The following is a 22629-nucleotide window of genomic DNA, read 5'->3' as shown; positions in this document are numbered from 1 at the left end:
AATTCTGGCAGGCAGTTGAAGCACTTACGGATAAATTGGGCGCTATACAAGCTTCTTATGTCGTGATACTCCTTTTAGGACACACTATAAAAAAGCATAAGCATTTGTCGGGCAGGAATATGAAACCATCTCTCAGGCGCTCAACCGCAGCGCTGCTGGCATCGTCATTGTTATTAACCATCGGTCGTGGCGCTACGCTGCCGTTTATGACTATTTATCTCACGCGCGTGTTTAACATGAGCGTCGAGAATATTGGTTATGCCCTGACCATCGCCTTGACCATCGGCGTGGTATTCAGCCTGGGGTTTGGCATTCTGGCCGATAAGTTCGATAAAAAGCGCTACATGTTGATCGCGATTGTGGCGTTTATCGCCGGTTTTGTGGCGATCCCGCTGGTCAATAACGTCACCCTGGTGGTGCTGTTCTTTTCGTTAATCAACTGTGCCTATTCTGTGTTCTCGACGGTGCTGAAAGCCTGGTTCTCCGACGTGCTGACCTCCAGTGAAAAAGCCCGCGTTTTTTCGCTGAACTACAGTTTTTTGAACATCGGCTGGACGATCGGGCCGCCTCTTGGCACGTTTCTGGTGATGTACAGCCTGCAGCTGCCGTTCTGGCTGGCCGCGTTCTGTGCCGCTCTGCCGCTGGGGTTTATCCACTTCTTTGTGCAAAAAAGCATTGCGTTAGATGCCGCGGAGCAGAAGACAACGTGGCAGCCGTCGGTTTTGCTGAAAGACCGCGCGCTGTTCTGGTATACGCTCTCTGGCCTGCTCGCGTCATACGTCGGCGGGTCGTTCGCGAGCTGTATTTCGCAGTATGTTCTGGCTGCACATGCAGACAGTGATTTCGCCGAAAAGGTGGTCGCCGTGGTTCTGCCCGTCAATGCCGCAGTGGTGGTGACGCTGCAGTACGCACTCGGACGCAAAATCTCTGCCAGTAATATTCGCCCGTTGATGACAGCCGCCACCCTGTTTTTTATCGTGGGGTTGGGTGGCTTTATGATCTCCGGAGAAAACCTGATTTACTGGGGCATCGCCGCCGCCATCTTTACGCTGGGTGAGATTATTTATGCACCGGGTGAATATATGTTGATCGACAACATCGCCCCGCCGGGTATGAAAGCAAGCTACTTCTCAGCTCAGGCGCTGGGCTGGCTCGGCGCGGCGGCCAACCCGATGATCACCGGCATCATCCTGACCCATTTGCCGCACTGGTCGCTGTTTATGATTATGATGGCGGCTATCGTCATTGCCTGGCTGATGATCCTGCGTGGAATGAGCGTGAAGCGTGAAGATTGCGTGTCGGGTAGCGCTGCGCTTACCCGACCTACAAAACCCTGATCGCAGGCCGGGTAAGGCGTAGCCGCCACCCGGCAACAGCAACAGCCTAGTGGTGCAGCATCTCCTCCACCACCTGCTCTTTGTACATCTCGTTTGGATAATAGGTCGGCCAGTTATCCATCTCTTTCAGCAGTGCCTCGTGGGAGGTATTGCCCATAAAGATGTGGAAGTGGGATGAGGCTTTTGGCGCAATGGTGTGGTCGCTGAACTGAACAAACTTCGGTGCCTTGCTGCCCGCGTCCTTACACTCAAACAGATAGCGAACACCTTTTTTGCCTGACGCGTAGGTCAGAATTTTGTAGCCGCTGTAATCATACTGACAGCGGCTGACCTCTTTACCTTTATGGAATTCCATGACGTTATTTTCGATGCCGATAGCCTCCACATCGGTGGCGTACCCCGTGCGGTAATAGGCTTTGATCTCGTCGAACGTTTTATTGTCCTTCTGTGCCTTCTTTCTGAAAACCGGATCCAGCGAGCCATCCAGCAGGAAGGGATAAACGGACTGCCAGGTGCCGTCCCAGTCGGACAGTTTCCGGTCCTTAACGTCTTTGTCCGCAAACACGCCGTTTGCCGCCTTTTGCTCCGCTTCGGTCATCTGGTGACCGTGTGAGTGGGCAAACAGCTGGCCGCTGACCAGCAGCGCCCCCAGAGTCATCGCAAATTTTCCAATATGTGCAGCCACAACAGTATCCTCACTCCGTTTTTATAAGAATGAGAATGTTATATTATAACATTTCAGATCGCAACCTGTCCGCGAACGCCCTCCTGCTCCATGTTTTCTCCCCGTCCTCGCTGGATAATGGTGCCGCGAGACATGAGCAGATAGCTGTCTGCCAGCGCTGCCGCAAAGTCATAAAACTGCTCCACAAGCAGGATCGCCATGTCCCCCCGGTCTGCAAGCTGGCGGATCACGTGGCCAATCTCTTTGATTACCGAGGGCTGAATGCCTTCGGTAGGTTCATCGAGGATCAGCAGCTGCGGACGGCTCGCCAGGGCGCGACCTATCGCCAGCTGCTGCTGTTGTCCGCCAGAGAGATCGCCTCCGCGTCGATGCTTCATCTCTTTTAATACCGGGAAAAGCTGCCAGATTTCCTCCGGGACATGTTTTGCTTCGCGGGCTGAGAAGCGCGAGAGCCCCATGAGCAGATTCTCTTCCACGGTTAAGCGCGGGAAAATCTCACGTCCCTGCGGTACATACGCCACGCCAGACTGCACCCGCTGGTGCGGCTTGCTGTGGGTGATCTTTTTCCCCTGCCAGATAACCTCACCCGTTTTCGCCGGGATCAGCCCCATCAGACACTTCAGCAGCGTGGTTTTACCCACGCCATTGCGCCCCAGCAGGCAGGTCACTTCGCCGGTGATGGCCTCAAAGCTCACGCCGCGCAGAATATGGCTTCCACCGTAATATTGATTCAGTTCGTTAACCTGTAACATCAAGGCTCCTTAGCGTCCCAGATAGACTTCAATCACCTGCTCGTTGGCCTGTACCTCGCGAAGCGAGCCTTCTGCCAGCACCTGTCCCTGATGCAGTACGGTCACGCGATCGGCAATGGTTTCAACAAACCCCATGTCATGTTCAACCACCATCAATGAGTGTTTGCCTGCCAGGGTCCGGAAAAGCTCGGCGGTGTACTCGGTCTCCGCGTCCGTCATCCCGGCGGCGGGTTCGTCCAGCAACAGCAGATGCGGATCCTGGACCAGCAGCATTCCGATCTCGAGGAACTGTTTTTGCCCGTGCGAAAGCAGCCCGGCGCGGCGGTCGCGTTCACCGGCGAGCCGCAGCAGGACCAGCATCTCATCAATACGATCGCGCTGTTCGCCGTTAAGTTTGGCCCGCAGGCTTGCCCAGACGGACTTGTCGGTTTTCATGGCGATCTCAAGGTTTTCCCATACCGTCAGCGCCTCAAATACCGTCGGTTTCTGAAACTTGCGGCCAATCCCCTGGCGCGCAATGGCGGCGGGCTCAAGCTGGGTCAGATCTACCGACTGGTCATAAACGGCTTTACCGCTTTTTGGCCGCGTTTTGCCGGTGATCACGTCCATCAGCGTGGTTTTTCCCGCGCCGTTTGGCCCAATCACGCAGCGCAACTCCCCCACGCCGATGTTCAGCGTGAGATCCGTCAGCGCCTGAAACCCATCGAAGTTAACGTTGATCTTATCCAGCTGCAGCACCGGATCCGTCTGCTCGCGATAGCGATCCCCGGGCAACTGGCGAGTGAATAATCCTTCGGCTGGCTGCATTATTTCTCTCCCTTACGAAAGAGGCCGTAGACGCCGCGCGGTAAAAACAACGTAACCGCAATAAAAATCAGCCCGAGAAACAGCTGCCAGTATTCCGGCATTGCGACGGTGAAGAAACTCTTCGCGCCGTTCACCAGCGCCGCGCCAATGACCGGGCCAACCAGCGTGCCGCGGCCGCCCAGCGCCACCCAGATGGCGGCCTCAATGGAGTTGGTCGGCGACATTTCACCGGGGTTAATAATCCCGACCTGCGGCACATAGAGCGCCCCTGCCAGGCCACACAGCATGGCGGAAAGCGTCCATACCAGCAGCTTAAATCCCTTCGGATCGTAGCCGCAAAACGTCAGGCGGTTTTCAGCGTCGCGCACGGCGGTCAGAATACGGCCAAACTTGCTTCTGGCGAGGGCAAAACCGATGCCAAGCGTGAGAAGCAGCAACATGACGGTCGCCAGAAACAGCGCGATACGGGTCGTGGTCGCGGTGATGGAGAACCCCAGCAGCGTGGTAAAACCGGTAAAACCGTTATTGCCACCAAACCCGGTTTCGTTGCGAAAGAAGAGCAACATTCCCGCGTACGTCAGGGCCTGCGTCATGATCGAGAAATAAACCCCTTTGATTTTTGAGCGAAAGGCAAACCAGCCAAACACCAGCGCCAGCAGCCCCGGCACCATCACAATCAGTACCAGCGCCCAGGCAAAGTGCTGGGTTCCCCACCAGAACCACGGCAGTTCGCTCCAGGAGAGAAACGACATAAATGCGGGCAGCCCATCACCCGCGGCCTCGCGCATCAGGTACATCCCCATGGCGTATCCGCCCAAGGCGAAGAAGATCCCGTGGCCCAGCGAGAGCATACCGGCATATCCCCATACCAGATCGAGCGCCACCGCAACGATGGCGTAGCACAGGATTTTGCCGAGCAGCGTCAGCATCCAGGTCGACAGCGCCAGCGGATGGGTGGCGGGCAACATCGCAAAGAACGGCAATATAAGCAAACACGCCACCAGCAGGCTGCCTGCAATCTGCGTTGTGCGTGGCGCTTTTCGCGCCAGTTTTAAGGTAAGTGGCTGGCTCATCAGTCAGTGACCCTCCCTTTCAGCGCAAACAATCCCTGCGGACGTTTCTGAATAAACAGAATAATGGCCACCAGAATGACGATTTTGCCCAGCACGGCCCCCATCTGCGGCTCAAGAATTTTGTTGAAGATCCCAAGGCCAAACGCCGCCGCCACGCTCCCTGCCAATTGTCCAACGCCACCAAGAACCACCACCAGGAAGGAGTCGATAATGTAACCCTGGCCCAGTTCCGGCCCGACGTTGCCCAGCTGGGAGAGCGCCACGCCGCCTAAACCGGCAATGCCGGAGCCCAGACCAAACGCCAGCATATCGACACGTCCGGTCGGCACCCCGCAGCAGGCCGCCATGCTGCGGTTTTGCGTTACCGCACGCACGTTCAGGCCGAGACGGGTTTTATTCAGGACCAGCCAGGTGAAGAACAGCACCATCAGCACAAAGCCCAATACCACAATGCGGTTCCACGGTAGCGTCAGGTTGGCAAACACCTGCACCCCGCCTGACAGCCAGGCCGGGTTTGCCACCTCCAGGTTTTGTGCGCCAAACGTCATGCGTACCAGCTGAATCAGCATCAGGCTGATACCCCAGGTGGCGAGTAATGTCTCCAGCGGACGACCATAGAGATGGCGGATCACGGTGCGTTCAAGGATCATCCCGATGCCTGCGGTCAGGCAAAAGGCGACAGGCAGCGCGACGACCGGATACAGCGCCAGCCACTGAGGCGTGACGCTGGCCATGATCTGCTGAACCATCCACGTGGCGTACGCCCCAAGCATCAGCATCTCGCCGTGCGCCATGTTGATGACACCCAGCAGCCCATAGGTGATCGCCAGCCCCAGCGCCGCCAGCAGCAGGACCGAGCCCAGCGACAGCCCCATAAACGCCTGCCCGAGGAGATCGCCCCACATCAGACGGTGCTGAATTTGGCTCAGGCTCTCCCCGGCGGCGGCACGCACGCGGACATCCGGTTCGGTTTGCGTCTGGGTATATGGCATGAGTCGGGATGGCACGTCCGGGTCGTCAGATTGCCCGAGTCGTTCAATAGCCTGAAGACGCACGTCAGCCTGTGGGCTGGCGAGCTGGAGATTAGCCAGCGCCAGCAGCAGCGACTGGCGCGCCACATCGTCCGTTTCACTGTTTACCCGCGTTTGCAGGAGGCCGATCATTTCCGGCTGCGCATCCCGCTGTAACTGGCGCGCGGCGGCACGCCGCTGCGTGACGTTGTCACTGATAAGCTGATGCGTAGCGTTGGCCGTGGCGGCCAGCACCCGCAGACGGTTGGTCAGGCGTACGGCTTTGGTTTGCCCTTCTGCAGCAGGGGAATCTCCCAGCGCCACCATCTCGCCATTGCGTCGCGCAAAGGCATGTTTCTGGCTGTCGGCAAACAGATTTTCGTTTTGCAGCGCCTGCAGTAACGGCAGTCTTGCGGCATCCGGCGCGAGAGCCCAGCGGGTCAGCATATCCGCCTGCTGGCTGCGGCTGGCGGCAACAAATTGATCGGCATCCGATGCCTGCGCCATCCCTGGCAGCAGTCCGGTAAGCCATACAATAGCGATCATCATGCGCATGGCGTTCATGACTTTTCTCCCTGCGGTAATGGCTTAGTTGCTGGCGGTCTTCATCGGCTGATCGGGCTTTTTATCATTCCCGGCGATGAACGGGCTCCACGGCTGGGCGCGTACCGGCTCTTCCGTCTGCCAGACCACGTTAAACTGACCGTTACCTTCGATTTCACCGATCATGACCGGCTTATGCAGGTGATGGTTGGTGGCATCCATGGTGAGCGTAAAGCCGGAGGGTGCCTTAAAGGACTGTCCGGCCATGGCCGCGCGCACTTTATCCACGTCGGTGGTGCCTGCTTTCTCTACCGCCTGCGCCCACATGTGGATCCCGACATAGGTGGCTTCCATCGGGTCGTTGGTGACTACGGTATCGGCGTTAGGCAGCTTATGGGCTTTGGCATAGGCTTTATAGTCCGCCACGAAGGCCTGATTGGTCGGGTTATCAACGGACTCGAAGTAGTTCCACGCAGCCAGGTTGCCGACCAGCGGTTTGGTGTCAATCCCGCGCAGCTCCTCTTCGCCAACGGAGAACGCCACCACCGGGACATCGGTTGCTTTCAGCCCCTGGTTAGCCAGTTCTTTGTAGAACGGGACGTTGGAGTCCCCGTTGATGGTGGAGACCACCGCGGTTTTACCGCCTGCGGAGAATTTCTTGATGTTGGCGACGATGGTCTGGTAGTCACTGTGTCCGAACGGGGTGTAGACCTCTTCGATATCTTTGTCTTCCACGCCTTTGGAGTGCAGGAAGGCGCGCAGGATCTTGTTGGTGGTTCGCGGGTAGACGTAATCCGTGCCCAGCAGGAAGAAGCGTTTAGCGCTACCGCCGTCTTCACTCATCAGGTACTCCACCGCCGGAATGGCCTGCTGGTTTGGCGCCGCACCGGTATAGAAGACGTTCGGCGACATCTCTTCGCCTTCGTATTGCACCGGATAGAACAGCAGACCGTTCAGCTCCTCAAACACCGGCAGTACGGATTTACGTGACACCGAGGTCCAGCAGCCAAACACCACGGCCACTTTATCCTGGCTCAGCAGCTGACGCGCTTTTTCGGCAAACAGCGGCCAGTTAGAGGCCGGGTCAACCACCACTGGCTCCAGTTTTTTACCCAGCACCCCGCCTTTGGCGTTGATCTCGTCAATCGTCATCAGGGCGACATCTTTCAGGGGCGTTTCTGAGATCGCCATCGTGCCGGAGAGCGAATGCATAATCCCCACTTTGATGGTATCGGTCGCCTGTGCGCCAAAACTCATCCCCATAGCAACGACTGACGCAGACAACGCGAAGGCTTTTAATAATGTACGACGGTGCATATTTTCACTCCTGAAAAAGAACGCTGTGCGAAGACGTCCGTTACGGCATGGACGCGGAAAAATGTCTCAGCGAAACAGGAGCAAAAAGGATGCCAGGATGAATGACGTGCTATTGCAGGATGTGTAACGCGGGATGTAAAGAGAACGACTCAGAATGGTACAGCGCTGCACTTTTATAATGCAGCGCTGTGACGACGGGATTACCAGACTTCGCTGGCGATCTGCGTGACCAGACGCACTTTGTCCCACTGCTGGACTTCACTCAGGGTGTTGCCCTCTTCGGTGGAGGCAAAACCGCACTGCGGGCTGAGGCAGATCTGCTCTTTTGCCACGTATCTGGCCGCCTCCTCCAGGCGCGCCTTCACCCCTTCAGGGTTTTCCAGCTCGCCATTTTTGGTGGTGATCAGCCCAAGTACCACCTGCTGCTTGCCCGGGCGGACAAAGCGCAGCGGTGCGAAATCACCGCTACGGTCATTGTCGTACTCCAGGAAGAAGGCATCGACGTTCACCGTGCCGAACAGCACCTGGGCCACCGGCTCATAGCCGCCTTCGGAAATCCAGGTGGAGCGGAAGTTACCGCGACAGACATGCAGACCGATGGTCAAATCGTCTGGTTTTCCTTCCAGCACCTTGTTCAGCACGCGGGCATAGGTACGCGCCAGCTCATCGGCATCTTCCCCGCGCTCGCGGATCTGACGACGCTGGTCATCCGAACAGAGGTAGGCCCAGACGGTATCATCCAGTTGCAGATAGCGACAGCCTGCATCATAAAATGCCCGGATGGCGTCGCGCCAGGTGGTGGCCAGATCGTCAAAATAGTCATTCAGATCAGGATAGACCGTCGCATCGATGTCTTTGCGACCGCCACGGAAGTGCAGCACGCTCGGGCTGGGAATGGTCATTTTCGGCTGCGCGTTGCCGCTGATGCTTTTCAGGTAGCGGAAGTCTTCAAGCATCGGATGATCGCCAAAGCCCAGCTTGCCGGTGACGCGCACGCCGTGCGCTTTGGTCTGCACGCCGTTGAACTGAATGCCCTGCTGTGAATCGTAACGCTCAACCCCCTGCAGACCATCGAAGAAATCGAAGTGCCACCAGGCGCGACGGAACTCACCGTCGGTGACCACGTGCAGGCCGCAGGCGCACTGCTGTTCGACCACCTGGCGGATCGCGTCATCTTCCACCGCGCGAAGCTGCCCGGCATCAATCTCACCGCGGGCAAACTGCTGGCGAGCCTGTTTGATGGCATCCGGGCGTAAAAAACTGCCGACTACATCGGCGCGGTATGGGGCGTGCTGTCGCTGCATGGAAATCTCCTCTGTCTGCCGGCGATAATTGCCAGCAGTGATAATTCATCTCTTGAAGCTTTAGACTTCTGGATGTCTAAATGTCCAAAAAAGATGACATACCTGCTGTATCCCGGCAAACGAGAAAATTTCACGACAGTTGAAATTTATTCATGTTCACAACGCGGCAGCGGTTTCGCTACTGGCAAACGCGTACTGTTCGTCCTCCCAGCCGGTGATGCCGCCAATCATGATTTTCACGGGCAGTCCGAGACGCGCCAGCTTCAGTGCGGCTCTGTCCGCGCCGTTACAGTGCGGCCCGGCGCAGTACACCACAAACAGCGTATCGGCCGGCCACTGCGCCATGCGCGCCTCAGTGATCTGGCTCCAGGGCATATGTATCGCGCCGGGCACATGACGACGGGCAAACTGCTCAGGTTTCCCGACAACATGCAGCAACACAAAGTCCTGCTCGTTATTCGTCAGCGCATGGTGCACATCGGCACAGTCTGTTTCGACGCTCAGGCGACGCAGAAAATGGGTAACGGCTTCCTGCGGCTCGGCAGCCGGAAATTCAGTAACATAACTCATGATCCTTCCTCATCTTTGGCGTTTGTGTTAACACTACTCTATCCAGAAATTGATCACGTGAATGCGTCCGCTTATGCCAGAAAACAGCAAAAAGATGACAAACTTAAGACAGGTTTCCCGCCCGCAGGTGGTGGTACTGGCCTATGACGGTTTGTGTACCTTTGAATTTGGCGTGGCGGTGGAAATCTTCGGTTTGCCACGTCCCGAGCTGGGCGACGAATGGTATCGTTTTGCGGTGGCGAGCATTGATGACGGTGAGCTTCGGGCAACCGGTGGGATCCGCATCCTGACCGACGGGGGGCTTGATCTGCTGGAATCGGCAGACCTGATCGTTGTGCCGGGCTGGCGAGGGATGGATGCGCCTGTTCCCGCGGCGCTCTGCGAGGCCTTACGCCGGGCCAATGCACGCGGTTGCCAGCTGCTTTCTATCTGTTCCGGGGTGTTTGTTCTGGCCGCGTCGGGTCTGCTGAACGGCCGTAAAGCCACCACCCACTGGCGCTATATTGAGGCGCTGAAAGCCCGTTATCCGGCGATCGGCGTGGTCGAGGATGTGTTGTATCAGGATGAAGGCGATATTCTGACCTCTGCAGGAAGCGCGGCAGGCATCGATCTCTGTTTGCACGTGGTGCGACGGGATTACGGTATGGAAACCGCCAACAGCGTCGCGCGCCGTCTGGTCATTCCTCCCCACCGGGATGGCTCCCAGCCGCAGCAGTTGAGTCGCCCGGTGGCACAGCTGCGGGAGAGCCAGCGTCTGGGACAGTTGTTCGACTTCCTGCACAATCACCTGAGCATTTCTCACAGCGTGGATTCGCTGGCGCGTCGCGTCGGCATGAGCCAGCGCACCTTTCTGCGCCGCTTTCAGGCTGCCACAGGCACCACGCCTGCGCGCTGGCTGCTTAATGAACGACTGTTACGGGCGAAAGATTATCTTGAGAGCAGCCGTCTCAGCATCGACAGCATTGCTGAACAAACCGGATTTGGTCAGGCAGCGACCCTGCGTCACCATTTCCGCCAGCAGTTCGCGCTTTCCCCTGCCCAGTACCGTAAACAGTTTGCCCGCCCGCCACGCTGATGGCCGGTTCGCAGGCAAAAAAAAACCGCCATAATCTGGCGGTAAATGCTTGCATGGATAGATTTGTATTTTCATGTCTACGTCCCGACACTCCATGCCGGGCAGCGGATCAATAACAACCTAACATGCCTGAACTCAACAAAAGCTAAACAGAGCCATTAACCCGCTTTGGTATTAATTTGCAGGTAGCGCATCAGGCCCTGTTCCGCGCTCTGTTTTGCATCATCGTTAATCGCTTCCAGATAGAATGGACGCGAGACGCCATACGGTGCTTTATCTGCTGAGAAAACAGCAAACTGGAATGTTTTACTTTTCGACGGATTGGTACACCCTAATTCCCAACGCTCGTCATCAATTTGCTTGCTATTACACGCCACGCGTCCGTAGTCGCTGGTTAAATAAGAACCGACCCGAGCTTCCGCTGACTGAATATAATCCGGTTCGCCACTCCAGTTAACGTTCATACCTACAACAGCCCCAACGGCAACCACCAGAAGCGCTATTGACATGACTTTTTTCATTGAATCAGATCCATTCCTTTGTCAGAGAAATCTTATTATATAAGATTAATCCTTAAACCTCTGCCATATTTTGATACCAAATTTTAGGGTATGACAAAGATAATTCTTTTTTAGGAAAAATCTCACTACGCGCAAAATATATCCTGTTCGCGCAACATGACATATTCTTTGCGCTAATTTGAAAATGCCAATAATAACCCTACGAAACTACGTTCATGCTAGCGTGGCATTTTTATTGAAGGGGAAATCCATGTTCAAAAAGGGGTTAACGCTTATGATGCTGGTCTGCGCCCTGTTTTCCGGCCAGCTGATGGCAGGACACAAAGGCCATGAATATTTGTGGGTTAAGAATGTTGATCATCAACTCCGGCACGAGGCAGACAGTGATGAATTACGCAGCGCAGCGGAGGAATCAGCAGAGGGTTTGCGCGAACATCACCTGTGGCAAAAATCGCGCAAACCGGGTACTCACTTTCGTTAATTAATTACCCTTACGTTTCGGCAGGGTTTTCATCAGTTCGTCGGGGCTCACGGAGGCAACAATACTGCCCGGTGGCGGCATTTTGAAAATATGGTTTTTCATTTTGCCAATAACGTGCATTTCACACGGACGACAATCAAATTTGAGGGTCAGCACCTCGTCGCCATTCACCAGCTGCATTGGCGTAGCTTTCCAGCTCTTAATATTGCCTTTCGCCTGTTTCGGGCAAAGATTAAAGGCAAAACGCAGACAATGTTTGGTGATCATCACCGGCACATCACCCTTCTCTTCGTGCGCCTCATAGGCAGCATCAATTAACTGCACGCCGTGGCGATGATAAAACTCGCGCGCTTTATGGTTATACACGTTCGCCAGGAACGATAAATGCGACTCGGGGTAAACGGGCGCTGGCACGGTTTCCGCCTTACGGCTGCCGCGCGGATAATTCGCCAGTCGCGCGTCATCCAGCATCTCTGCCGTTTCCCGGCGGAACTGGTTCAGCAGACTATTTGGCACGAACAGCGCATCCGGCAGATTTACCGCAATGTTGCGCGCATAGTAAATGGTCTGTCCCAGCTTCGCCACGCCATCCTTCAGGCTGTTGAGGGCTTTTTCTGCATTGTTCGCCACCTCAAACAGACCGTCGAGGGTATGCGTGACGCTGATGCCGTCTTCACAGGTCATGGTCAGGATAAGCTGCTCTTCCCAGCCACCTAACTCGATATCCACCGCAATGCGACGCTCGCTGGAGGTTTTCAGCAGCGCCTGCTGCCAGTTGTGGTCAAGGTTACGGTTCAGCGCAGCGTTAGGACGTGCTTTATAGAGATCGGCAGGCATCTCGTTTGGCCACACGCGATAGCGGTTTTCACCGGTCTTTTCCACCGTATTAGCACGGAAGCCCACGACTTCACGTTTGATCATCACGTTCAGACCATCCCCGTTCGCCAGCGGTTCGGTCACCGACACGTCGAGATAATCTTTGGCGACCTTCAGCACCTCACCCACCGGTAAACCGATAAACTTCGGTGAATCAAACGCGCCAATATCGCCTTTACGGGCATTGACGAAGTAGTCCGTGCTGCCGCGGTGGAAGGTTTTATCCGTCGACGGAATAAAGAAATGCTCGGTGCGACCGGCAGACGCGCGCGCCAGGTCACCGCGATCTTCAATAATGGCGTCCAGCATCTGACGATAATGGGCGGTTATGTTCTTCACGTAGCTCATGTCTTTGTAGCGCCCTTCAATCTTGAAGGAACGCACACCGGCATCAATCAGCGCGCCCAGGTTGGCGGTTTGATCGTTGTCCTTCATGGACAGCAGGTGTTTTTCGAAGGCGACCACGCGGCCCTGATCGTCTTTCAGGGTATACGGCAGACGGCAGGCCTGAGAGCAGTCACCGCGGTTGGCGCTGCGGCCAGTCTGCGCGTGGGAGATATTGCACTGCCCGGAATACGCCACGCACAGCGCACCGTGGATAAAGAACTCAATGGTGGCATCCGTCGCCTGGTGAATATCGCGGATTTGATTCAGGTTCAGCTCGCGCGCCAGCACAATCTGGGAAAAGCCCGCATCGGAGAGAAACTTCGCCTTCTCGACGGTGCGAATATCGCACTGGGTACTGGCGTGCAGTTCAATTGGCGGAATATCCAGCTCCAGTACGCCCATGTCCTGAACAATCAGGGCATCCACGCCGGTCTGGTAGAGATCGGTGATCAGACGTTGCGCAGGCTCCAGTTCATCATCATGCAGAATGGTGTTCAGGGTCACGAACACTTTCGCCCCAAAACGGTGGGCGAACGGCACCAGCTCGGCAATATCGCTCAGGCTGTTGCTGGCGTTATGGCGGGCACCGAAGCCAGGACCGCCAATGTAGACGGCATCAGCCCCATGAAGGATCGCTTCACGGGCGATGGCGGCATCGCGGGCCGGGCATAAAAGTTCAAGATGATGGGATTGCAGGCGCATACTTCGTCGTTATCCGTTATGGTCAAAATGGCGGCTATTGTAGTCAGAAGTATGCATCAGCGAAACAGTTTTGCGAGCCTTTAGCGGGGATAATGAATCAGGGAGTGAAAATGCACCGGTCGGCTGCTGCTGTTGCGGTAGGCATGCGGTTTATCCCCGGCAAAACGCACGCCCTGATCGGGATAAAGGGTTCGCCATTCGCCGTCAATTTTCATCTCCAGTTCACCGCTTATCACCACCACGTGTTCAATCACCCCCACCTCGTGCGGCGTGGATTCACTCAGGGCGCCAGGCGCCAGGGTGATGGAGAAATGATCGAACTTCAGCGTCTCATCCCACGGGAACAGCGGCTTCACCACCATCGCCTGCTGCTGCGGGTCGAACACCGCCTGCCGGTCTGCCTCCGGCGTGATAAACGCCGAGAACGGGATGTTTAGCCCCGTGGCAATTTTCCACAGCGTCGACACCGTTGGGCTGGATTCATTACGCTCGATCTGTCCCAGCATGGCTTTTGACACCCCCGTCTCTTCTGCCAGCTTTGACAGGCTCCAGCCGCGCGCCTGGCGCTGCGTCTTGAGTGTTGTAGCAAGATGTTGTGTGATTTCCATGTTTCCTCCCGAGGGGGTAAGCATACCACTTGTACGCTATAACGCACAGTGCTACCTTATTGCGGACGTTATAACGCACAACGGAGATATTATGCGCCAGTCAGCCCCTCTTTTTCCCGCCATTCTTGCCGGATTTGTTGCCGTTCTGGTCGGTTATGCCAGCTCGGCCGCCATCATCTGGCAGGCTGCTGCCGCGGCAGGCGCCAGCCCACAGCAGATCGCCGGCTGGATGACCGCACTGGGGTTCGGCATGGGGATCAGTACGCTCGCCCTGTCATGGTGGTATAAAGCCCCGGTGCTAACCGCCTGGTCAACCCCCGGCGCGGCGCTACTGGCTACCAGTCTGCACGGGATAACGCTTGCAGAAACCATCGGCATTTTCATTTTCGCCAATGGACTGATCTTACTGTGCGGCCTGACCGGCCTCTTCGCCCGCCTGATGAAACTCATTCCCCATTCGCTTGCCGCCGCGATGCTGGCAGGCGTACTGCTGCGCTTTGGCCTGCAGACGTTCAGTCACCTTGACGGCCATTTTCTGCTCTGCGGCAGCATGATTGCGGCATGGCTTGTCGCCAAAGCGCTGGCGCCACGCTACGCCATTGTGGCGACTCTGATAACAGGGAGCGTGGTGGCCTGGGCGGGCGGTGACGTTGTCACAAATCGACTCACCCTTTCCCTCGTCATGCCCCAGTTCATTGCACCGGCGTTTAGCCTCACCAGCCTGGTCAGTATCGGCTTGCCCTTTTTCCTCGTGACCATGGCGTCGCAAAATGCGCCCGGTGTCGCCACGATGAAAGCGTCGGGCTATCCGCTGGCGGTATCTCCGCTGATGATCGCGACCGGCGGGCTGGCGCTGCTGCTTTCGCCCTTCGGCGTCTACTCCATCTGCATTGCAGCCATTACCGCAGCCATTTGCCAGAGCCCGGATGCGCATCCTGATGCCAGTAAACGCTGGCTGGCAGCGATGGCGGCAGGCGGTTTTTACCTGCTGGCGGGCGTATTCGGGGGATCCCTTACCGGGCTGATGGTGGCCCTGCCGCCGAGCTGGATCCAGACGCTGGCAGGCCTGGCGCTGCTGGGCACCATCAGCGGGAGTTTGTATCAGGCATTGCATAACGAAACGGAGCGTGACGCGGCGATTGTCACGTTTCTGATGACCGCCAGCGGCGTGACGCTGCTCGGGATTGGCTCTGCATTCTGGGGGCTGGTGCTGGGAGGCGTGTGCTTCGCCGTTTTATCACGCCTTCGCCGCGCGTAGCTGTGATGGCGTCATCCCCATCACACTGCGAAAGCGGTTGCTGAAGTGGCTGGCGGAGTTAAATCCACAGGCGAGTGCAATATCCGTCAGCGGCGTCGCCGTATGCTGCACCAGCGTTTTGGCTTTCTCCATGCGGCGCTGCATCACGTACTGGTGCGGTGCCAGCCCCGTCGACTGGCGGAACATGCGGGCAAAATGGTACTCACTGAGCGCGGCCTGCGCCGCCAGTTCAGCCAGCGTGAGCGGTTGAGCAAGGTTCTCTTCGATAAAGGCCAGCACGTTGCGCAGCACAAACGGCGATAGCCCGCCGGTAACCACCGGCAGCTTCCACTGCACATTCGAATAGTTCTGCAGCAGATGGGTCAGCAGCAGCGTCGAGGCCGTGCTGAGCGTCAGCTGGTTGGCTTTTTGCTGCCAGTCACAGCCGAGCAAAAACTGACGATAGAGCGCAGTGATTTTTGCATCGCTGCCAAAGATTTTTTCATCCAGCGTCAACGACAGCGGGCGTTTGTCCCAGATTTTTTCACCCACATCGCGCAGATGGTCATCGGTGCAGTAGAGGTGGACAAACGACAGGTCATCGCGAATATCCCACGTCGATTCACTCTCTTTCGGCATCAGACAAAAACGATCCGGCCCGCCGCCGTTTTTCCAGCCGCCCGGCGTTTTTTGATAGCTCTCATAACCGTCCGCCACGTACAGGCTCAGGGTGTGATGATTGCTTTTTACGGTGATCGTGTCGCGCTTGTTGTACCACGCCGCCAGCTGGATACCGGAATTGAGCGCAACGGTTTCCCGCAGCACGGCGTTCTGTTGGCGTAGCGTTTCAAAGGTATCGTAAGCGTGTGACATAACCGTTAGCGCGTCTGTGAATCAGAATGTCAGTCTAAGAATTGTTGCTTCACGTTGCCAGACCCCGGAACAGAAAAAAGCGCAAGATTTTGCAAGTCCGCCGCAGGACGGTGAAAGCCTGTCAACGCCCTCGTCGTCATACTGTGGGTTTCCGTGGTTTGAGAAGAGAGACAACATGAACGCATTGTTATACGGACTGGTGGTGGTTATCTGGGGAACCACCTGGATTGCAATTTTCCTGCAGCAGGGTCCTGTGGCGGCCCCGGTGTCCATTTTCTGGCGTTTTGCGCTGGCCAGCGCCACGATGATGGTGGTGCTCCTGGCGCTTGGTCGCCTGCGTAAACTGGCGCTGCGGGATCATCTGTTCTGCGTGCTGCAAGGATGCTGCGTGTTTTGCTTCAACTTCTGGTGCTTTTACACGGCAGCGGCGCATATTAACACTGGCCTGGAGTCGGTGATATTTTCCATGGCGGTGCTCTATAACGCCATCAACAGTTTTATTTTCTTCGGACAGCGTCCACCCGCGCGTTTCTGGACAGCCGCCGCCCTGGGTCTGGTGGGGATCATCACCCTCTTCTGGGACGATCTGCTGGCCAGCGGCTGGAGCGTATCGCTGCTGACGGGCATTGGCCTTTCCGCACTCGGGACCTACGGCTTCTCGCTGGGCAACATGATCAGCATGCGGCATCAGCGCAGAGGGCTAGAGACGATGACCACCAATGCGTGGGCGATGCTCTACGGCACGCTGGTGATGGGCTGCATCGCGCTGTTCAGAGGCGACAGCTTCGCGCCGCAATGGACGATGAGCTACATGGGGGCGCTGGTCTATCTGGCCCTGTTTGGTTCGGTGATTGCCTTTGGCGCCTACTTCACCCTGGTCGGACGCATTGGTCCAGGCAAAGCGGCCTACAGTACCCTGCTCTTCCCGCTGGTGGCGCTGTCCATCTCCACGGTTTATGAAGGCTACGTCTGGCACATTAACGGCATTATCGGGTTACTGCTGATTCTGGGCGGGAATATGGTGATGTTTACCAGACCGGAAACCTGGTTCAGACGCCTGCGTACGGCATAAAAAAACGGCCTGCGCTTGCAGGCCGTATATGATTATTTCGCTGTTTTATGCACATCAAACATGGTGGCGTCCGTCGCCATGTCATCAACAACCTGCTTCAGCGTCGCGAAGGTCATTGGTGAATTTTCGTTGTTCAGCTCTTTACCTTCACCTTTACGAACTACCTTGATTACCGGTTTGTTCGTCGCCGCATCAATCAACTCACCCTCGAAAAAGAGATGGGTATCCATGGTGCGATGGCCGGTTGCCATCTGCGTACCTGCCACCACCAGCGCAACAGGCACTACTTCATAGAACTGCAGACCTTCTTTCTGCGAGCTCACCCCGGTGATCGCCCCGCGGAAAATCAGGCTGTGTTTGCCCGGCGTCGTCACAATTGGCTTGCGTTGGCCAATCGCGGTTTTCATTTTGTTATTGGTGTAATTTAACAGCTCATCAAGCGTACGTTGACCAATCTGGGTGGTCGGTTTAGGTGCCGGATAATAGGTAATCGGCGTCCAGATGATACTGTCGTAATTTGCTTCGTTATAAGAAGGATCGACCCAACGCAGGGTTGGTTTACCCGTTGCGGATGTCGTTTGCTGCAAGCCTGAGTAATCTTTCAAAAAGCCGGAGTATTGTTCAGGCGCGGCGACCTTGGATGAACACCCCGCCAGCGCCAACAGACCAGAAAGCACTGCAACTTTAAAAAAAGTGTGAGTACGCATGATGGTTTTCCATGTTATCTGCAAGTATGCATTTGAAGTTATAGCAAAAGTCAGGCGGGTTTGTTGTGACAAAAAATGATGCCGGGAGCACAATTTGCGAAAAGTCTGCCCGCCATGCGACGGGCAGTGAAAAATCATGGTTTGATATCAACCTGCCAGAAGATATGTTTGCCAAACGGGTCGATTTCGTACCCCGTGACTTCCTTACGAACCGGTTCAAAAATCGTGGAATGCGCGATCATCACCGCGGGCATCTGATCGTGCATCATCTGCTGAGCCTGCTTATACAGCGCCACGCGTTTGTCATGATCGGTTATCGATTTTGCCTCGGCGATAATGTCATCAAACGGCTTGTAGCACCATTTGGCCGAGTTTGAACCGCCGTTCGCCGAGGTGCAGGTAAAGAGCGGACCAAAGAAGTTGTCCGGATCGCCGGTCGCCGTAGTCCAGCCCATCAACGCGGCCTGATGTTCGCCGCCCTTCACCCGCTTCAGGTACTCGCCCCATTCGTAGGTGACGATTTTGGTCTGTACGCCCACCTTCGCCCAGTCCGCCTGAATCATCTCCGCCATGCGTTTCGCATTCGGGTTATAGGGGCGCTGCACCGGCATCGCCCATAAATCGATACTGATACCGTTGGCAAAACCGGCCTCTTTTAACAGCGCTTTGGCTTTTTCGGGATCGTATTCGTAATCCTTCAGCTCGCTGTCGGCCCCCCATACCCCCGGCGGCAGCAGGTTCTTCGCCGCCGTGCCAGTGCCGTGGAACACGGCGTCAATAATGGCTGGTTTGTTGATGGCCATCGCCAGGGCCTGGCGCACTTTCACATTATCCAGCGGAGGCTTCTGGGTATTGAACGCCAGGAAACCGGTATTCAGCCCCGCCTTGCTCATGAGATTGATATCCTTGTTCGCCTTCATTCGCGGCAGATCGGCCGGGTTCGGGAACGGCATCACCTGACATTCGTTTTTCTCGATTTTGGCAAAACGGACCGACGCATCCGGCGTAATGGTAAACACCAGCCGATCCAGCTTCGATTTCCCCTGCCAGTAGTCCGGGAAGGCGGTGAACAGGATGCGGGAGTCTTTCTGATATTGCGCCAGCTTAAAGGGGCCGGTGCCGATGGGCTCCATGTCCACCTTCTCCGGCGTGCCCGCCTTGAGCATCGCGTCGGCATATTCCGCCGAAAGAATGGAGGCAAAATACCACGCCAGATCGGCGACAAATGGCGCTTCCGGGTGCGCCAGGGTAAAGCGCACGGTATGGTCATCCACTTTATCAATCGCGGTGATTAAACTGCCAAACTCCAGACTTTCAAAGTTGGAATAGCTGCCGTTAGAGACGTTATGGTAAGGGTGATTCGCATCCTTCTGGCGCATAAACGAGAAAATCACATCATCGGCATTAAAGTCGCGCGTTGGCGTAAAGGACTTATTACTCTGGAATTTCACCCCTTTGCGCAGATGGAAGGTATAGACCTTGCCGTCTTCGCTCACCTCCCAGCGCTCCGCGAGGCTCGGCACCAGCTCCGTGGTGCCAGGTTTGAAATCGACCAGCCGGTTATAGACCGGCACCGCGCTGGCGTCCACGCTGGTACCCGAGGTATATAACTGAGGATTAAAATTTTCCGGAGACCCTTCGGAGCAATACACCAGCGTTTTCGCGGCTACGGTGGAACTGACCGTGAGCGCGGCGAGTGCCAGGGTTAACGTTGTGAGTTTGCTTTTCATCATTTATTCCTGTCTTTTAATTCGACGGCTAATTAATTCTTTTGCCATTTCATAAATAACATTAAAGTGAGGGAGCAAACACCCGAAAAATAAATAAGGAAGAAAACACTATGGGCTCGCCGCTTTCCAGACAATTAACGCAACGCTTTTTCCGTTATCTCGCCATCACCAGCCAGAGCGATGCAAAAGTCAGCACTCTCCCTTCCACTCCGGGCCAGCATGAGATGGCGCGAGAACTGGCCAAAGAGTTGACACAGCTGGGCTTAGACGACATTGTCATCGATGAATTTGCCACGGTCACCGCGGTAAAAAAAGGCAATGTGCCCGGCGCGCCGCGGATTGGATTTATTACCCATATTGATACCGTTGACGTGGGATTATCACCGGATATTCATCCACAAATATTAACCTTTAATGGTGAAGACCTCTGTCTGAATAAAGAGAAAGAGATCTGGCTTCGCGTCAATGAGCATCCGGAAATTCTGGCCTATCCCGGCGAAGAGATTATTTTCAGCGATGGAACCAGCGTATTAGGCGCAGATAATAAAGCCGCCGTGACTGTGGTGATGACCCTGCTGGAAAACCTGACGTCGGCGCATCAGCATGGGGATATCGTGGTTGCGTTTGTGCCGGATGAGGAGATTGGCCTGAAGGGGGCAAAAGCGCTGGATCTGAAGCGCTTCGACGTTGATTTTGCCTGGACGATTGACTGCTGCGAGCTGGGTGAAATTGTCTATGAAAACTTTAACGCGGCGGCGGCAGAAATCCGTTTTACCGGCGTCACCGCGCACCCCATGTCTGCCAAAGGCGTGCTGGTGAACCCGCTACTGATGGCGACGGATTTCATTAACCATTTTGACCGCCAGCAAACCCCGGAGTGCACCGAGGGGCGTGAGGGCTATATCTGGTTCAACGGCATTCAGGCCGGGCAAAACGAGGCCGTACTTAGAGCGAATATCCGCGACTTCGATCAGGCAAGCTTTGCCGCCCGTAAGCAGCAGATTGCCGACGTCGCGGCGCTGATTGCCGCCCGACACCCCACCGCAAAGGTGGAGTACCAGATTGAGGATACCTACAGCAATATCAGCAATGCGATTGGGGAAGATCGCCGGGCCATTGACCTGATGTTTGCGGCAATGGAATCCCTTGGGATCACCCCCAAACCCACCCCGATGCGCGGCGGAACAGACGGCGCGGCGCTTTCAGCCAAAGGGTTGTTAACCCCGAACTTCTTCACCGGCGCGCACAATTTCCACTCACGGTTTGAGTTTCTGCCGCTGTCGTCGTTCGAGGCCTCTTACCACACTGCCCTGCAACTCTGTCTGCTGGCCGCCCGTTAAGCGGGTTTACGTGCCAGCAGGGTCGCGAAGCGCAATTTGATGCGGTTGCCGTTCTCGTCGGTGCGGTGCAGTTCGCCGGGATCTTCGTTGTACTTAAGCAGATCCCAGCCTTCGTAATAGTGGCTCAGTTCGCCGGTTTTGAATGCAAACGGGAAGCCGACGGTACAAGGATAATCCGCAGTATCCATGGCGGCCACAATCAGGTTGTAACCGCCCGGTTTCGTGCAGCGCTGCATATTGGCGATCAAACCAGGGATGGTTTTCGCTTCAAGGAACATCAGCACCACGGTGGAGAGAATGAAATCGTATTCCCCGTCAAAGCTCAGGCTGTTCAGGTCTTTGATCGCCGTCTGCAGATTCGCTATGCCTTCCGCCGCTTTAATGCGTTCGATGTTATCGATGCTCATGGGGTTTTTATCCCACGCCGTCACATCGTAACCGTTAGCGGCCAGATAGAGGCTGTTGCGGCCATTGCCGCAGCCGAGATCGAGCGTTTTACCGGGCTTAACGATCTCTGCGCTGTACAGCACCTCTGAATGGGTACGGGTGAGTCCATATTTCTCGGTGAAGTAGTTTTCGTCGACAGCCATTATTGTTCCTCAGATTGCATAAGCCGTGCTTTCTCAGTGCGCACCAGAAGTTTGCCCTGTATCAGCAGGATGAATGTACGAACCAACAGCATCCCAATGATGAAGTTAGTGAAGATAAAGAGCGGCACGGCAATGGCGTGGAAAAAGCCTGACGCGCTGCTGTGCCCCAGATGCAGACCGGTGGTTGCCAGTGCCGACACGCCAAACGAGAAGCTCCAGAACGATGCGTTAAACGGCTGAGACATATACCACGGCAACAGACGCAACATAAACAGCAGTTGCAACAGGCCATAACCGAACAGCATTTTGGCAAAGGTATCGGCTTCCCCGCCGTTGACGCTAATCCAGGCGCTGCAGGCCACCAGCGCCGGGGCCAGTTGAATACCCAGCGACGTACGCAGTGCGGTGGGCAGTTCACCCGCGCTGCGAAGGCGCTGGAGAATAACCGGTTCCAGGCTGAGCCAGGAAAAGACGCCTGCGCCGAGGAAGACTAACCCTGCATCGTTAAACCCCAGCGCACCACACGCCATCGCGCTGATAAAATTGTTTGCCACCGTAGGCAGATATAATCCCGGCGTTGTCGCCTCCTGAGGATGGTTACCGCGCCATAGCCCGGCGCTTTGCCAGGCGGAATAGGCAAGCTGCACCACCACGCCCACGGCAAACAACACCAGCGAAACCGGGCGGTACCAGGGGACAAACCCAATGGCAACCAGCATCGTGGTGGCCGGAAAAAGGCTGACAAAGCTGCTCATCACCGGATGTCGCATTTCCGCCAGCACGCTACGCGGGAAACGCACCGCGCGCGTAATAAACGCCACCGTCAGTAAAAACCAACATACCACCGCAAGGGCAACCAGCCCCTCACCCGGCCAGCGCGTAACCGGACAGAGGGTGCTGGCGTATCGCCAGGCGAACCCCATGCCGATGATGCCAAGGACCATGCCAAAATAACCTGCGGGCAGGTTAAGTACCTGCCGGGTTTCGTCATTTTTATTCATTAATTTTAAAATTTAAAATGTATTTGAAATG

General features: G+C 55.9%; 22 protein-coding genes. 6 read left to right on the top strand and 16 right to left on the bottom strand.

What is annotated here, in order from left to right; genetic code table 11:
* Window positions 1-119: 119 nt before the first annotated feature.
* Window positions 120-1337 (top strand): efflux MFS transporter YdeE, encoded by a 1218-nt coding sequence (ydeE, locus tag EQV24_RS02330; RefSeq protein ID WP_048972147.1) that lies wholly within the window; start codon window positions 120-122, stop codon window positions 1335-1337.
* Window positions 1338-1383: 46 nt separating this feature from the next.
* Here ydeE and zinT read toward each other — a convergent pair whose 3' ends face one another.
* The 8 genes from zinT to EQV24_RS02290 all read right to left on the bottom strand — a co-directional run bounded on the left by zinT (window position 1384) and on the right by EQV24_RS02290 (window position 9398).
* Entirely contained in the window at window positions 1384-2022 is a 639-nt protein-coding gene (gene zinT, locus EQV24_RS02325; protein ID WP_013096631.1) for a metal-binding protein ZinT, read from the bottom strand.
* Window positions 2023-2075: 53 nt separating this feature from the next.
* The gene (gene urtE / locus EQV24_RS02320; protein ID WP_020688612.1) at window positions 2076-2774 is read right to left on the bottom strand and encodes an urea ABC transporter ATP-binding subunit UrtE; all 699 of its coding nucleotides are present in this window, start codon (window positions 2772-2774) and stop codon (window positions 2076-2078) included.
* A gap of 9 nt (window positions 2775-2783) precedes the next feature.
* Window positions 2784-3581, bottom strand: a complete 798-nt coding sequence (urtD, locus tag EQV24_RS02315) for an urea ABC transporter ATP-binding protein UrtD (protein WP_013096633.1) — start codon at window positions 3579-3581, stop codon at window positions 2784-2786.
* Window positions 3581-4654 (bottom strand): urea ABC transporter permease subunit UrtC, encoded by a 1074-nt coding sequence (gene urtC / locus EQV24_RS02310; RefSeq protein ID WP_038980651.1) that lies wholly within the window; start codon window positions 4652-4654, stop codon window positions 3581-3583. The genes urtD and urtC overlap by 1 nt, the downstream gene beginning before the upstream one ends.
* Window positions 4654-6228 carry an urea ABC transporter permease subunit UrtB gene (gene urtB, locus EQV24_RS02305; RefSeq protein ID WP_130626102.1) on the bottom strand — a complete coding sequence of 525 codons (1575 nt, stop codon included), beginning with the start codon at window positions 6226-6228 and terminating at the stop codon, window positions 4654-4656. The genes urtC and urtB overlap by 1 nt, the downstream gene beginning before the upstream one ends.
* A gap of 24 nt (window positions 6229-6252) precedes the next feature.
* Complete coding sequence (gene urtA, locus EQV24_RS02300; RefSeq protein ID WP_048972151.1) at window positions 6253-7524, bottom strand: urea ABC transporter substrate-binding protein; 1272 nt, start codon at window positions 7522-7524, stop codon at window positions 6253-6255.
* A 200-nt stretch (window positions 7525-7724) separates the two neighbouring features.
* Window positions 7725-8828, bottom strand: a complete 1104-nt coding sequence (locus EQV24_RS02295) for a cobalamin-independent methionine synthase II family protein (RefSeq protein WP_130626101.1) — start codon at window positions 8826-8828, stop codon at window positions 7725-7727.
* Window positions 8829-8984: 156 nt separating this feature from the next.
* Window positions 8985-9398, bottom strand: a complete 414-nt coding sequence (locus tag EQV24_RS02290) for a rhodanese-like domain-containing protein (RefSeq protein ID WP_013096638.1) — start codon at window positions 9396-9398, stop codon at window positions 8985-8987.
* A 73-nt stretch (window positions 9399-9471) separates the two neighbouring features.
* On the opposite strand from EQV24_RS02290, the gene ftrA reads away from it, so the two are divergent.
* Window positions 9472-10473, top strand: a complete 1002-nt coding sequence (gene ftrA, locus EQV24_RS02285) for a transcriptional regulator FtrA (protein WP_130626405.1) — start codon at window positions 9472-9474, stop codon at window positions 10471-10473.
* Window positions 10474-10631: 158 nt separating this feature from the next.
* Here the strand turns inward: ftrA and EQV24_RS02280 are convergent, their stop codons facing one another.
* Window positions 10632-10994 (bottom strand): hypothetical protein, encoded by a 363-nt coding sequence (locus EQV24_RS02280; RefSeq protein WP_023619540.1) that lies wholly within the window; start codon window positions 10992-10994, stop codon window positions 10632-10634.
* A 250-nt stretch (window positions 10995-11244) separates the two neighbouring features.
* Here EQV24_RS02280 and EQV24_RS02275 point away from each other — a divergent pair, with 250 nt between their 5' ends.
* Window positions 11245-11475, top strand: a complete 231-nt coding sequence (locus EQV24_RS02275) for a DUF2554 family protein (protein ID WP_013096641.1) — start codon at window positions 11245-11247, stop codon at window positions 11473-11475.
* Here EQV24_RS02275 and EQV24_RS02270 read toward each other — a convergent pair whose 3' ends face one another.
* Both EQV24_RS02270 and EQV24_RS02265 read right to left on the bottom strand, forming a co-directional pair.
* The gene (locus EQV24_RS02270) at window positions 11476-13440 is read right to left on the bottom strand and encodes a U32 family peptidase (protein WP_130626100.1); all 1965 of its coding nucleotides are present in this window, start codon (window positions 13438-13440) and stop codon (window positions 11476-11478) included.
* 80 nt (window positions 13441-13520) lie between these two features.
* Complete coding sequence (locus tag EQV24_RS02265; RefSeq protein WP_130626099.1) at window positions 13521-14048, bottom strand: XRE family transcriptional regulator; 528 nt, start codon at window positions 14046-14048, stop codon at window positions 13521-13523.
* On the opposite strand from EQV24_RS02265, the gene EQV24_RS02260 reads away from it, so the two are divergent.
* Complete coding sequence (locus tag EQV24_RS02260) at window positions 13945-15306, top strand: benzoate/H(+) symporter BenE family transporter (RefSeq protein ID WP_347812668.1); 1362 nt, start codon at window positions 13945-13947, stop codon at window positions 15304-15306. The genes EQV24_RS02265 and EQV24_RS02260 overlap by 104 nt on opposite strands.
* Here the strand turns inward: EQV24_RS02260 and EQV24_RS02255 are convergent.
* On the bottom strand, window positions 15286-16158 hold the full coding sequence (locus EQV24_RS02255; RefSeq protein ID WP_013096645.1) for an AraC family transcriptional regulator: 873 nt from the start codon (window positions 16156-16158) through the stop codon (window positions 15286-15288). The genes EQV24_RS02260 and EQV24_RS02255 overlap by 21 nt on opposite strands.
* Before the next feature lie 175 nt (window positions 16159-16333).
* Here EQV24_RS02255 and EQV24_RS02250 point away from each other — a divergent pair, with 175 nt between their 5' ends.
* Window positions 16334-17230 (top strand): EamA family transporter, encoded by an 897-nt coding sequence (locus tag EQV24_RS02250; protein WP_020688599.1) that lies wholly within the window; start codon window positions 16334-16336, stop codon window positions 17228-17230.
* Window positions 17231-17262: 32 nt separating this feature from the next.
* Here EQV24_RS02250 and EQV24_RS02245 read toward each other — a convergent pair whose 3' ends face one another.
* Both EQV24_RS02245 and EQV24_RS02240 read right to left on the bottom strand, forming a co-directional pair.
* Window positions 17263-17937, bottom strand: coding sequence for a DUF3313 domain-containing protein (locus EQV24_RS02245; RefSeq protein ID WP_013096647.1), 675 nt, complete (start codon window positions 17935-17937; stop codon window positions 17263-17265).
* A gap of 134 nt (window positions 17938-18071) precedes the next feature.
* A complete protein-coding gene (locus tag EQV24_RS02240) occupies window positions 18072-19667 on the bottom strand; it encodes an ABC transporter substrate-binding protein (RefSeq protein ID WP_038419397.1) in 1596 nt (531 codons plus the stop codon).
* Between the two features lie 110 nt (window positions 19668-19777).
* Here EQV24_RS02240 and pepT point away from each other — a divergent pair, with 110 nt between their 5' ends.
* Window positions 19778-21007 carry a peptidase T gene (pepT, locus tag EQV24_RS02235; RefSeq protein ID WP_045902945.1) on the top strand — a complete coding sequence of 410 codons (1230 nt, stop codon included), beginning with the start codon at window positions 19778-19780 and terminating at the stop codon, window positions 21005-21007.
* Here pepT and tehB read toward each other — a convergent pair.
* Together tehB and tehA are read right to left on the bottom strand one after the other, a co-directional pair.
* Window positions 21004-21597 (bottom strand): tellurite resistance methyltransferase TehB, encoded by a 594-nt coding sequence (gene tehB, locus EQV24_RS02230; RefSeq protein WP_013096650.1) that lies wholly within the window; start codon window positions 21595-21597, stop codon window positions 21004-21006. The genes pepT and tehB overlap by 4 nt on opposite strands.
* Window positions 21597-22598, bottom strand: coding sequence for a dicarboxylate transporter/tellurite-resistance protein TehA (gene tehA / locus EQV24_RS02225; protein WP_130626097.1), 1002 nt, complete (start codon window positions 22596-22598; stop codon window positions 21597-21599). The genes tehB and tehA overlap by 1 nt, the downstream gene beginning before the upstream one ends.
* Window positions 22599-22629: the final 31 nt, after the last annotated feature.

Source organism: Enterobacter sp. A8 (assembly GCF_004296595.1).
GTDB lineage: Bacteria > Pseudomonadota > Gammaproteobacteria > Enterobacterales > Enterobacteriaceae > Enterobacter > Enterobacter cloacae.
This window is presented reverse-complemented; position numbering and strand designations above follow the sequence as displayed.